The organism is Nocardioides marmorisolisilvae (genome assembly GCF_003725775.1).
GTDB lineage: Bacteria > Actinomycetota > Actinomycetes > Propionibacteriales > Nocardioidaceae > Marmoricola > Marmoricola marmorisolisilvae.
In genome coordinates this window covers 477684-490099 of sequence record NZ_RJSG01000001.1, presented here as the reverse complement: position 1 = coordinate 490099, position 12416 = coordinate 477684, and the positions used below count along the sequence as shown (strand labels likewise).

Below are 12416 nucleotides of genomic sequence, written 5' to 3'. Positions count from 1 at the left end.
GCTGATCGACACCAAGGCCGGTCTGGCAGCCCGGGCACTGGACGGCTCGACCGAGGAGGTCTCGTCGGTCGACCTGCAGATCGAGGCCATGGTCACCCTGCTCACCGACGCTCTCGAGGCCCGTCTCGCCGTCTGAGTTGTGACGAATCAGTCCCTTTTTGCGGTCGTTTCAGGTCGGTTGAGGGCGGTTTGATCCGGTATGCCGACGGCGATGTGACGCACGGGGTGTATGTGACCTCAGGAATTGCAGTACGCTGATCGCTCCGCTCGCTTTCGAGTTGAATTGTGGGGATTCTCGTGAAGAAAGTTCTGTCGCTCGGGGTGGCAGCTCTGGTCGGGCTGCTGGCCGTCATCGGGCTTGCACCGGCCGCTCAGGCGTACCCAGAGGTCATCATCGACTTGACCGCCCAGCCGACCGTTCTCTACGGCGGCCAGACGTTCACCGCCACCGCCACGGCCAACGTCAGCTGCGACTGGACGCTGGAGTGGAACGGCGACTCCCGCGACAAGAACGCGAGCCAGAAGTTCGTCACCGTCTACACGGCGCCGGACGTCACCAAGATCACCAAGATCCCGCTCCACGGCACCTGCGTGTACGAGCTCCCCGACGGCGCGACCCCGGTCACCAGCAAGGTGTCCACCAAGGCCGCCGCGGGCCCGCTGACCACCTGGAAGCGGACCATCATGATCACCGTCCTGCCCCGCGGCAGCGCCGTGACGCCCCCGGGCGACGACCTGCCGAACACCGGTGGTCCGGACCTGTGGATCCTGCTCGCCGGCCTCGGCCTGGTGGGCCTCGGTACCGCGGTGACGCTGCGGTCCCGTCGAAAGGTCCAGACCGCCTGACCCTCCTGGGTCCGGTTTCACCCGTTATCCGCAGGTCTCCCTGGGGAATTCGGGACCTCTCACCCCGTAACGGGTGTGTACTACGGTCGTTGTGCTGATCAGGTACCACCTGGTGGGCGCACGGAGGGTGCACCCATGATTCGGGAGACGAGTGGATGAAGAAGCTGATTGCGATCGGGGCTGCGGGGCTCATCGCACTGTTCATGCTGGTCGGACTTGCTCCGGCGGCGTCCGCGTACCCGGAGACCACCTGCAACACCACGGTCGACGCGCAGACCGTCGTCTCTGAGGGCAAGGTCCACGTCCACGGCACCGTCGACATCGTCATCACCGACGACGGCAACGGCCGCAAGGCCGCGAGCGACACGGTCCACTGGGTCGCCACCTTCAACGGCGAGACCCACACTGCCGACGAGGACGTCTTCGACACCACGTTCGACGTCCCGAAGGTCACCAAGACCACGACCTTCACCCTGCACGTCGAGGCGGTCATGCCCGACGAGAAGACCACCTGCCAGCGTTCGCTGCAGATCACGGTCAAGCCGAGCGGCAGCGTCTCGCCGCCGAACAACCACCCGCACCTGCCGGACACCGGTGGTCCGCGCCTGCTCCTGCTGATCGCGGGCCTCGGCCTCGTGATCGCCGGCGCGGTGTCGATCCGGATGTCGCGGCGCGAGCAGCAGCGCTCCGGGCGCCACGCCCACTGATACTGATCCGAGCTTTTCGCGAGAGCCTGTCCTTCGGGGCAGGCTCTCGTGCTTTGCGGGCAAGACCTTCCGCAGAAAAGTAGAACACGTTACAGTTCGGGCATGATTCTGGACCGCTTCAAGGTCGACGGCCAGGTTGCCGTCATCACCGGTGCCGGACGAGGGATCGGCGCCGGCTCGGCGATCGCCCTCGCCGAGGCCGGGGCCGACGTCGTCATCTCCGCCCGCCACTCCTCCCAGCTCGCCGAGGTCGCCGAGAAGGTCGAGGCTCTCGGGCGCCGGGCCCTGGTGGTCAAGGCCGACCTGTCCGACCTCGAGCACACCGCGGGCCTGGCCCAGGCGGCGTACGACGAGTTCGGCCGGCTGGACATCATCGTCAACAACGTCGGCGGCACCATGCCGCTGCCGTTCCTGGACACCGACGAGAACTTCCTCATCGACGCGTTCAAGTTCAACGTGGCGACCGCGCACGCGCTCACCCGCGCCGCCGTGCCGCTGATGCTGACCGGTGAGAACCCCGGCGGCTCGATCGTGAACATCTCCTCGGTGATCGGCCGGGTCTCGGGCCGCGGCTACTCGGCGTACGGGACCGCCAAGGCGGCGCTGACGCACTGGACCCGGCTGGTGTCCAAGGACCTCGCCCCGCTCATCCGGGTCAACGCGATCGGCACCGGCTCGATCATGACCAGCGCGCTGGACTACGTGGCCACCGACGAGGCCGTCATGACCGAGCTCGCCGAGAAGACCACCATGCAGCGGGTCGGCCAGGTCGAGGACATCGCCGCCGCAGTCGTGTACCTCGCCAGCCAGGCGGGCTCGTTCCTGACCGGCAAGGTCATCGAGGCCGACGGCGGCCTGGACATCCCGAACCTGGACTTCAAGCTGCCCGACCTGGGTCCGAGCTGATGGCCTCCGCCGAGAAGCCGCTGCGGGTCGTCGCCTGGTCGACGGGCACGATCGGACGGCACGCGATCGCCGGCATCGACGCCCGCCCCGACCTCGAGCTCGTCGGGCTCTGGGTGTCCAACCCCGACAAGGTCGGTCAGGACGCCGGTCGCCTCGCCGACCTCGGTCGCGACCTCGGCGTGCTGGCCACCAACGACAAGGAAGCGCTCTTCGCGCTGGAGCCGGACGCGATCGTGCACTCCGCGATGACCGACGACCGGATCTTCGACGCCCTCGAGGACCTCGTCGGGTTCGTGGAGCGCGGCATCAACGTGATCTCCTCCGGCCCGGTCGTGCTGACCTTCCCGGACGGCACCGGCCTGGACAGCTACGTCGACCGGATCAACGCTGCCGGTGCCGCGAACGGTGCCAGCCTGCACGTCAACGGCATCGACCCGGGCTTCGCCAACGACGTTCTGCCGCTGGTGATGACCAGCCTGTCGCAGCGCATCGACAAGGTCGTGGTCAGCGAGATCTGCGACTACTCGACGTACTACCAGCCCGTCGTGATGCAGGACCTCTACGGGTTCGGCCGGCCGATGGACTACCCGGCGATGCTCTGGCAGCCCGGTGTGCTGACCGCTGCCTGGGGTCCGGTCGTCCGGCAGATCGCCGCCGGGCTCGACCTCGAGCTGGACCCGGTGCTCGAGGAGTACCACGAGCGGATCCCCTCCGAGGTCGACCTGACGATCGACTCCTGCGAGGTGCCCGCCGGATCGATGGGTGCCGTGAAGTTCGGCGTCATCGGCACCGTTGACGGCGTGCCCCGCGTGCAGCTCGACCACGTCACCCGGACCAACCCCGCGCAGGCGCCGCACTGGCCGCAGCCGGCCGAGGGCGACGGCGGCTACCGGGTCGAGGTCTTCGGCGAGCCGATGATGAAGGTGGACTTCAACCACCACGGTGAGCACGGCGACCACAACGTCTCCGGGATGATCACCACGGCCATGCGGCTGGTCAACGCGGTCCAGGCCGTGTGCGCCGCTCCGGGCGGCGTGGTGGTCGCCAAGGACCTGCCGATGATCACCGGGCGCGGCCTGGTCGCGCGCTGATCCGGGCGTCCTGTGAGGATGTGCCCATGAGAGGCGTGGCATGAAGGACCAGGCGAACTTCGGGCAGGCGTTGCCCCCGACCGCGGTGCGGATCAGCCCGGACTCGGGCCTGAACTGGACCGAGCCCGGCGCGTGGCAGGTCGCCCCCGGCGTGCGGCGCATCCCGTTGCCGCTGCCGATGGACGGTCTGCGCGCGGTCAACGTCTACGTGATGGAGACCGACGGCGGGCTGGTCCTTGTCGACGGCGGCTGGGCGATCCCGGAGTCCCGCGAGGTCTTCGAGTCCTCGATGCGTGAGGCCGGCTACGCCCTCTCCGACATCCGCCGCTTCCTGGTCACCCACCTGCACCGCGACCACTACACCCAGGCGTACGTCGTGGGCCGCGAGGTGGGTGCGCCGGTCAGCATGGGCATCGGCGACAAGCCGTCGATGGACCTGATGCACGACCGCAGCCTCGGCAAGGACCCGAACCTGACCCGGCTCGAAGCGGCTGGTGCCGTCCAGCTCGCCGAGGGCTGGCGGGCGATGATGCCGACCGGGCGGCCGGCGATGGACGACTACGGGATGCCGGACATCTGGCTCGACGAGGACCTGGTCCTCGACCTCGGCGGCCGCAGCGTCGAGGCGATCTCCACCCCGGGCCACACCCAGGGGCACTACGTCTTCGCCGAGAAGGCGTCCGGTCTGCTCTTCGCCGGTGACCACGTGCTGCCGACGATCACGCCGTCGGTGGGCTTCGAGCCGCGCTGGGTCGAGCAGCCGCTGCGCGACTTCATGGACTCCCTCGTCAAGGTGCGCGACCTGCCGGACCTGATGCTGCTGCCCGCGCACGGTCCGGTGGCGCCGAGCTCGCACGCCCGGGTCGACGAGCTGCTCGAGCACCACCGCGTCCGGCTCGACCAGTGCCGGGCCGCGGTCGCCGGTGGCGCGGTGACGGCGTGGGACGTGGCCGGCGAGCTCGGGTGGACCCGGCACGAGCGCCGGCGCGACGAGCTCGGCCCGTTCGACGCGGTGCTGGCCGCGTTCGAGACGCTCGCGCACCTCGACCTGCTCACGCTGCGCGGGGACCTCGACCGTTCGCTGGACGGACCCGAGAAGCACTACGCACTGCCGACGGCGTAGATTCTCCTCACAACACACGACAGGGGAGCTCCGCGAGGAGCTGAGAGTGCGGAACAGCCGCAGACCCTTGAACCTGCTCCGGTTAGCACCGGCGAAGGAAGTCGAAGGAGAGTCATGCGCAGCAATTTCAAGGCGTCCGGCGTGCTCGGCGCGAGCCTGCTCCTGATCGGTGCGGTCGCACTGGCCGGGTGCGGGAGCGACGACAGCACCGACACCACCAAGGTCGGCAAGACCCTCGTGGTGGCGACCCACAACTCGTGGGCGATGTCGAAGGAGGTGATGGCCGAGTTCACCAAGGAGACCGGCATCACCGTCAAGATCGCCACCAACGGCGACGCCGGCGAGCTGACCAACAAGCTCGTGCTCACCAAGGACGACCCGATCGCGGACGGCGTCTACGGGATCGACAACACCTTTGCCACCCGGGCCGTCGACGCCGGTGTGCTGGCGAAGTACCGGCCGCTGATCAGCGCCGCGTCGGTCAAGAGCTACGCGCTCCCGGGCGACGGGGCGTCGTACCTGACGCCGATCGACTACAGCGACGTGTGCGTCAACGTCGACGACACCTGGTTCGCGAAGAAGAAGCTCGCGCCGCCGACGACGCTCGACGACCTCGCCGCCCCGGCGTACAAGAGCCTGACGGTGACCGAGGGAGCCAAGACCTCCTCGACCGGCCTGGCGTTCCTGCTGGCGACCATCGGCAAGTACGGCGACGACGGCTGGCAGGACTACTGGAAGAAGCTGGTCGCCAACGACCTGAAGGTCGACAAGGACTGGGAGAACGCCTACGAGGTCGACTTCACCGCCGGCGGCGGCAAGGGCGACCGGCCGATCGTGGTCTCGTACTCCTCCTCCCCGCCGTTCACGATCCCCAAGGGCGCGAGCAAGCCGACGACCAGCGCGCTGCTCGACACCTGCTTCCGCCAGGTCGAGTTCGCCGGCGTGCTCAAGGGGTCGAAGAACCCGCTCGGGATGCAGAAGTTCATCGACTTCATGTCGCAGCGGTCCTTCCAGGAGGCGCTGCCGGACAACATGTACGTCTACCCGGTCGACAGCACCGTGACCCTGCCCGCCGGGTGGGACACCTTCGCCCCCGTCGCGCCGCACCCGTACGTCGTGCCGCCGGCCGACATCACCGCCAACCGCGACACGTGGTTGAGCCAGTGGAGCGACGTCACCGGGCGCTGAGGGTCCGATGCCGACGCTGAGGAGCCGTCTCGGGACCGCGACGCTGGTCGCGGTCCCGCTGGTCGTCCTCGTCGCGTTCTTCCTCTACCCGGTCTCCGGGATGATCGGCCGCGGCTTCTGGACCGACGGCTCGTTCGACCCGGGAGGGGTGCTCGACGTCCTCGGGCGCGACCGCGTGCACCGGGTCGTCTGGTTCACCCTGTGGAGCGCCGGGCTCTCGACCGCCCTGGCGGTGGTGCTCGGGGTGCCGTCGGCGTACGTGCTGCACCGGTTGAGCTTCGGTGGCCAGCGCATCCTGCGCACGCTGATCGTGGTGCCGTTCGTGCTTCCCACCGTGGTGGTCGGCGTCGCGTTCCGCCAGCTGATCGCACCGTCCGGCCTCCTCGGAGGGCTGAACCTCGACGGCACCGCGACGGCGATCATCGCCGCCCTGGTGTTCTTCAACGTCAGCGTCGTGGTGCGCACCGTCGGGTCGTTCTGGGAGGGCCTGGACCGCCGTACCGAGGAGGCGGCGGCAGCGCTGGGTGCCTCGCCGCTGCGGGTGTTCGGCACGATCACGCTGCCGGCCCTGCTGCCCTCGATCGCGTCTGCGGCGAGCGTGGTCTTCCTGTTCTGCTCGACCTCGTTCGGCATCGTGCTGACCCTCGGCGGGCTGCGCTACGCGAACGTCGAGACCGAGATCTACCAGCTCACCACCCAGGACCTCGACCTCCAGGCCGCGGCTGCCCTCTCGGTGCTCCAGATCGCGGTGATCACCGCGCTGCTCGTCATCTCGCACCGGACCCGGCGCAACGCCCCGGCGCTGACCCGAGCCGCGGAACGGGGACGTCGCCCGGCGGTGCGCGACCTGCCGCTGCTGCTCTGGACCGCGGCGGTGATCGCGCTGCTGGTGACGCCGCTGACGACGCTGCTGGTCTCCTCGCTGCGCATCGACGGCGCCTGGAGCCTGGCCAACTACCGGGCGCTGCAGACCACCGGCGCGCACAACGCGCTGCTGGTGACCGCGAGCAGCGCCCTGGCCCACTCGCTCGAGATCGCGGTGCAGGCCGCAGCGTTCGCCCTGGTGCTCGGGACGGTGGTCGCGTTCCTGGTCTCGCGACGGCCCCGCTCCCGCGCCGTACGCCGGGCCTCGGGTGTCTTCGACGGGGTCTTCATGCTCCCGCTGGGCGTCTCGGCGGTGACCCTCGGGTTCGGCTTCCTGATCACGCTGAACAAGCCGCCGCTGGACCTGCGCTCCTCCTCCTTGCTGATCCCGATCGCCCAGGCGATGGTCGCGCTGCCGCTGGTGGTGCGGACCGTCGCCCCGGTGCTGAGCTCGATCGACCCCCGCCAGCGCGAGGCGGCGGCGTCGCTGGGCGCAGGCCCGCTCCGGGTGCTGCTCTCGGTCGACCTGCCGTACGCGTGGCGGGCGCTGGTCGCGGCGACCGGGTTCGCGTTCGCGGTCTCGCTGGGGGAGTTCGGCGCGACCAGCTTCCTGTCGCGCGACGACAACCCGACGCTGCCGGTGGTGATCTTCCGTCTGATCGGGCGACCGGGTGCCGAGAACTTCGGGATGGCGCTCGCGGCCTCGGTGGTGCTGGCCGCGGCGACCGGGATCGTGATGCTCCTGGTCGAGCGGTTCCGCGTCGGATCCGTGGGAGCGTTCTGACGTGGAGGACCTCGAGGTCAGCGGGCTGACGGTGCGGTTCGACGGCACGACCGCGGTCGACGGCGTCGACCTGGTGCTGCCCGCCGGATCGGTCACCGCGGTGCTCGGGCCGTCCGGGTGCGGCAAGTCCACCCTGCTGCGGGCGATCGCCGGGCTCGAGCAGCCCGCCTCGGGCTCGGTGGTGTACGCCGGCCAGGACCTGGCCCGGGTGCCGACCCACCGGCGCGGCTTCGCGCTGATGTTCCAGGACGGACAGCTGTTCCCGCACCAGGACGTCGCCTCCAACGTCGGGTATCCGCTGCGCCTGCGCCGGGTCCCGGGGCAGCAGCGCGCCGAGCGGGTCGAGGAGCTGCTCGACCTGGTCGGCCTCGCGGGCTTCGGGGACCGGATGCCGGCGACGCTGTCGGGAGGCGAGCGGCAGCGGGTGGCGCTGGCGCGGTCGCTCGCGGTCCAACCGCGGCTGCTGCTGCTCGACGAGCCGTTGAGCGCACTCGACCGCGGCCTGCGCGAGCGGTTGGCCGGCGACCTGCACGACATCCTGCGCCGGGCCGGCACGACCACGCTGCTCGTCACCCACGACCACGAGGAGGCCTTCGCCATCGCCGACCGGATGGCGGTGATGCGCGAAGGACGGATCGTGCAGGTCGGCGACCTGGCCGCGGTCTGGGAGCATCCCGCCGACGCCTGGTCCGCCCGGTTCCTCGGCTACGCGGAGGTGCTCACCGGGGCGCAGGCCGAGCTCCTGCGCGGGCTGATCGACCCCGCCGCGACCTGGAGCGCGGTGGCGCTGCGGCGCTCGGCCCTCGAGATCGACCCTTCCGGACCGCTGGCCGCCCAGGTGGTGTCCGCGCGGGTGAGCCCCGAGCAGGTGCGCCTGGTGCTCGACGTCGACGGCCTCGGCCGGCTCGCCGCGGTGGCCGATCCGGGGCACCCCGCACGGGCGGGGGAGCGGGTGCGGGTCGGGGTCCGGACCGACCGTCTGGCGCCGCTGGGCTGACGCCGGTCAGGTTCTCCTCAGGCGGGTTCCGTAGACTGCCGCCTCGTGAAGGACTACGCCACGGAACGGGGTGCTCCGTGACGACGGTCTCGAAACCTGCTCGCGCGGCCGGAAGCTGGCGTCGCGCCTATGCCCTGCTGGTCTCGGTGGCCATCGTCATGGGTGTGCTGGCGTTCGTGTGCAGCCGTTCGCTCGGCTACCCGCTGCGCGACCCCGACGGCTTCCTCGGCCCGGCCTGGATCCGGTTGCCGCTGCTGGTGATCGGTGCCTTCATCGCCGACGTGCTGCCGCGCACGCTGTTCCGTGCCCGCGGCAACCCGGGCCGCTTCCGTGCCGAGGCGACGCTGCTGGTCAAGGAGCACTGGACCCGGGAGCGGATCCAGCTGGTCGTGGTCGGCCTGATCTCGTTCTACGTCACCTACGTCAGCTACCGGAACCTCAAGAACTTCCTGCCGTTCGTGATGTCGGTCGACGGCAAGCCGAAGAAGTACGACTTCGCGCTGCACCGGTTCGACGAGTGGCTGATGTTCGGTCACGACCCGTCCACGATCCTGCACACCGTCCTGGGCACCGGCGTGAGCGCGTACGTGCTCTCCTGGATCTACCTGCTGTTCCTGCCGATGGTGCCGATCTCGGTGGTCGTCTGGGCGGTCTGGTCGCGCAACGTCAGCTTCGGCTACTGGTTCATCACGGCGCAGTGCATCTGCTGGGCCCTGGGCACGCTGAGCTACTACGCGATCCCCACGCTCGGCCCGAACTTCTTCTTCCCCTGGCTCTACCAGGACCTGCCCGGCACCGGGGTCGCCCAGCTCCAGGACGCCTTGTTCAACGGACGTCAGAGCATCTTGTTCAATCCGTTCGCCGACGGCGTCCAGTCGGTCGCCGGCTTCGCCTCGTTGCACGTCGCGATCACGGTCACGCTGGCGCTGGTCGGTCAGTACACGCTGCGGACCAAGGCGTTCCGGGTCGGCCTGTGGGTCTACTCGTTCCTCACCATCCTGGCGACCACGTACTTCGGCTGGCACTACATCGCCGACGACATCGCCGGCCTCGCCATCGCGCTGATCGCGGTCTACCTGGGCGGTATCGCCACCGGTCAGAAGTTCGACCGCGGTGGCCGCAGCTCGCACCCGACGACCTCGACCGACGAGGTGCCGATCGACGAAATGACATCGGTGTAGTTCGTCAAGCCGACACGCCGTGAGTTTGATGCTTTTTTGAGCATTCTGTTCCTTCTGTGACGGATGAGGTTTACCGTCGTCGGGTGCGCTTGGGGGTAATGCGGGGGATCGTGGCTGTCGTCGTGGCTGCCACGTCCGTTCTCGGGGTGACCGCGTCGGCACAGGCCGACCGGCACCCGGGAGCGCCGACGCGTTCCGAGGTCGAGCACGCCAAGGCGGTCGTCGCCCAGCGGACCCGCGACGTGGCCTCGCTCCAGGCCCAGCTCGTCGTGGCCAACGACGCGCTCCAGGCGGCGGGCGAGAAGGCCGAGATGGCCGCCGAGGCCTACAACGGCGCGATGTACCGGCTGCAGCAGGCCAAGGCCCAGACCGCGCAGGCCAAGGCCGACGCCGCCAAGGCAGCCCAGAACGTCGAGAGCGAGCGGGCCGGCATCGCGGCGCTGGTCACCCAGGGCGCTCAGGACGGGTCCTCGCTCGCCGGCGTCACGGCCTTCCTCGGCGCCGACAGCATCGACGGTGTGATGAACCGGGTGGCTGCGGTGAACAGCGCCGCCGACTCGATGCAGGCCCGCTTCGACCAGTTCACCGCGATGAATGCGCTCGCCCGGGTCGCCCAGGCCAAGGCCGAGAAGGCCGTGCAAGCCGAGACCAAGCTGACCAAGAAGGCCGCCACGCTGCGCGCGCAGGCTGCCCAGGCCGCCAACGACGCGCAGACCAAGGCGTCCCAGATCGGCGCGCAGCGCACCGAGCTCGTGCACCAGCTCGCCGCGGCCCAGAAGATCTCGGTGAAGCTCGCCGCCCAGCGTCAGCGCCACCTGGAGAAGGTCGCCGAGGCCCGGGCCGCCGCCGCAGCGGAGGCGAAGGCCAAGCACGACGCCGAGGAAGCGACCAAGAACTCCTCATCGCACGAGGACGAGAACCTGCCCGAGGAGGGCGGCTGGGACCTGCCCGGGCTGTCGAGCCCGGACGGCACGGCCGACGGGGCCGCCAAGGCGATCAAGTTCGCCAAGGCGCAGCTCGGTGACCCCTACGTGTGGGCCGCCGCGGGCCCGGACCGCTGGGACTGCTCGGGGCTGACGATGATGGCCTGGAAGGCCGGCGGCGTGGCGCTGCCGCACTACTCGGCGGCGCAGTACCAGCTGACCGTGCACATCGGTGTCGGCGACCTGCGCCCCGGTGACCTGGTCTTCTGGGGGACCTCGCCGAACACGATCCACCACGTGGCCATGTACATCGGTGACGGCAAGATCATCCAGGCTCCGCGGACCGGCTCCTACGTCGAGATCAGCGGCATGTATGACTGGATCCCGCCGAACTTCTTCGGGCGCCCGTAGGTCTAGATCGATTCGGCGGTCAGAACCTCGCCGGTGAGCGCGTCCACGATCACGACGAACTGTGCGGTGTAGTAGTCGGGCTTGCTGGCCTGCCCTTGGGTTGGGGTAAGCGGTCCAAGGACGGGAACCTGTACGTCGTCGAACACCAGGACCCATGCCAGACGGTCCTGAATCACAGGCTCGATTCGTGACGGCTTGGCGGGATCTGCTTCGGCCTGGCGTCCGTACTCCGGCTCGCTGACTCTGGCTAGGTTGGCGCCGCTCGCGGCCTTGGAACCGAGGAGGTGCGCGAACGCCCTGGAGCTGGCGCTCTCGGCACCGGTCAGGTCGACTGTAGGAGTCGCAGAGCCCAGCGGCACCTCGCGAACGATCGTCTTCTGGCGTTCAAGGGCGTCGATCACGGTTGCTCCCACCGACGGTGGAGGCGTCCTCGCAGCATGAGGAAGCACTTGGCTGCCCGCGACTGAGGGTGCCTGTTTCGTCTCCGTGGCAAACGTCGTTCCTACAATCGCAATGCCCACAGCGGCGGCCGCAGCGACCGGGATCGCTGCGGACCTAGAAGCGCGTATCACAGTGGATCCGTCCATACGAGAAATCCTTTCCCTCCGACTGATGGGCTGTACGACGCTCGGTGGTACCGGCTGGTCGCGGGTGACGTGTACGAGAGCGACGAAATGAAGTTGATGTCGCCGTTCTGCGCGTACTGCTGCAGGTAGTCGAAGTGGGTTTGGCTCGTCTTGGTCCCGGGAACGTCGTCTTCGAAGTGGTAGGTCTCAGCGCCGTATTGGGCACTCCATTGCGGTTTCCACTGACCCGTGACGTCGTAGCCCACAGTTCCGAGGTCCGTACCGGCTGCCGTCATGTGAATCCGGTCGTCCGATGCCCTGAGGTACGAGGAGTAGAACGCGGCCTTGGAGGCTGTCCCGAAGAACTTGGTCGTGTAGGGACTGCTTCCAGTGGGGCAGCTCGCGTGGGCCCGACACTTATTGGTGTTCTGGAAGAAGATGCGGATCCCGCTCGAGTCGAACGGCGCTCCGGATCCCAACTGCATGTACCCGCTTTGAGCCCAACCGTCAGATCCAGTCGAATCGACCGACTTCGCGGTGACCATAGCCCACACCGTGCTGAGCCCCGGGCCGGTGACGTCGCTGCCGCAGAGATCGGGGTTGTGGAAATCAATGCGCCCGCGGGCCCCGTACGTCGCCGACGAATAGGTCGAGTAGCCGCCGTAGTTCGATGATCTGGTCGTGCTTGGGCAATCGCTAGCAGCCTGAGCTGCAGGACTAGCGAGAGCCTGCACTCCGCCGACAACGATCACCACGGCTAGGAGTGCACGAAGTCTCACGAGCCCGCCTTCCTCTTTGACAGTGGAGTGCGGGAAGGACGTAAAACTCG

12 protein-coding genes, 1 pseudogene and 1 riboswitch are annotated in these 12416 nt (G+C 68.9%); of the genes and pseudogenes, 11 read left to right on the top strand and 2 right to left on the bottom strand.

What is annotated here, in order from left to right; all coding sequences use genetic code 11:
• Positions 1-38: 38 nt before the first annotated feature.
• The 11 genes and pseudogenes from EFL95_RS20130 to EFL95_RS02455 all read left to right on the top strand — a co-directional run.
• Positions 39-143 (top strand): annotated as a pseudogene (locus EFL95_RS20130) (hypothetical protein); the annotation flags it as partial.
• A gap of 154 nt (positions 144-297) precedes the next feature.
• On the top strand, positions 298-846 hold the full coding sequence (locus EFL95_RS19685; RefSeq protein ID WP_221176291.1) for an LPXTG cell wall anchor domain-containing protein: 549 nt from the start codon (positions 298-300) through the stop codon (positions 844-846).
• Between the two features lie 155 nt (positions 847-1001).
• Positions 1002-1553 (top strand): hypothetical protein, encoded by a 552-nt coding sequence (locus EFL95_RS02495; protein ID WP_123232459.1) that lies wholly within the window; start codon positions 1002-1004, stop codon positions 1551-1553.
• Positions 1554-1655: 102 nt separating this feature from the next.
• Positions 1656-2459, top strand: a complete 804-nt coding sequence (locus EFL95_RS02490; protein WP_123232458.1) for an SDR family oxidoreductase — start codon at positions 1656-1658, stop codon at positions 2457-2459.
• Positions 2459-3550: an NAD(P)H-dependent amine dehydrogenase family protein gene (locus EFL95_RS02485; protein ID WP_123232457.1), complete on the top strand. Its 1092-nt coding sequence runs from the start codon at positions 2459-2461 to the stop codon at positions 3548-3550. The genes EFL95_RS02490 and EFL95_RS02485 overlap by 1 nt, the downstream gene beginning before the upstream one ends.
• Before the next feature lie 40 nt (positions 3551-3590).
• Positions 3591-4673 carry an MBL fold metallo-hydrolase gene (locus EFL95_RS02480; protein WP_123232456.1) on the top strand — a complete coding sequence of 361 codons (1083 nt, stop codon included), beginning with the start codon at positions 3591-3593 and terminating at the stop codon, positions 4671-4673.
• Positions 4674-4684: 11 nt separating this feature from the next.
• A riboswitch (TPP riboswitch) is annotated at positions 4685-4790 on the top strand.
• Positions 4788-5861 (top strand): thiamine ABC transporter substrate-binding protein, encoded by a 1074-nt coding sequence (locus EFL95_RS02475; RefSeq protein WP_123232455.1) that lies wholly within the window; start codon positions 4788-4790, stop codon positions 5859-5861. Its footprint overlaps the riboswitch before it by 3 nt.
• Before the next feature lie 7 nt (positions 5862-5868).
• Positions 5869-7509, top strand: coding sequence for an ABC transporter permease (locus EFL95_RS02470; RefSeq protein WP_123232454.1), 1641 nt, complete (start codon positions 5869-5871; stop codon positions 7507-7509).
• 1 nt (position 7510) lies between these two features.
• Entirely contained in the window at positions 7511-8506 is a 996-nt protein-coding gene (locus EFL95_RS02465; protein WP_123232453.1) for an ABC transporter ATP-binding protein, read from the top strand.
• 77 nt (positions 8507-8583) lie between these two features.
• Entirely contained in the window at positions 8584-9687 is a 1104-nt protein-coding gene (locus tag EFL95_RS02460; protein ID WP_246004757.1) for a phosphatase PAP2 family protein, read from the top strand.
• An 83-nt stretch (positions 9688-9770) separates the two neighbouring features.
• The gene (locus EFL95_RS02455) at positions 9771-11021 is read left to right on the top strand and encodes a C40 family peptidase (RefSeq protein ID WP_148044946.1); all 1251 of its coding nucleotides are present in this window, start codon (positions 9771-9773) and stop codon (positions 11019-11021) included.
• A gap of 2 nt (positions 11022-11023) precedes the next feature.
• On the opposite strand, the gene EFL95_RS02450 is transcribed toward EFL95_RS02455, so the two are convergent.
• Both EFL95_RS02450 and EFL95_RS19155 read right to left on the bottom strand, forming a co-directional pair.
• A complete protein-coding gene (locus EFL95_RS02450; RefSeq protein ID WP_123232451.1) occupies positions 11024-11422 on the bottom strand; it encodes a hypothetical protein in 399 nt (132 codons plus the stop codon).
• A gap of 167 nt (positions 11423-11589) precedes the next feature.
• Complete coding sequence (locus EFL95_RS19155; protein ID WP_148044945.1) at positions 11590-12366, bottom strand: hypothetical protein; 777 nt, start codon at positions 12364-12366, stop codon at positions 11590-11592.
• Between the last annotated feature and the right edge of the window lie 50 nt (positions 12367-12416).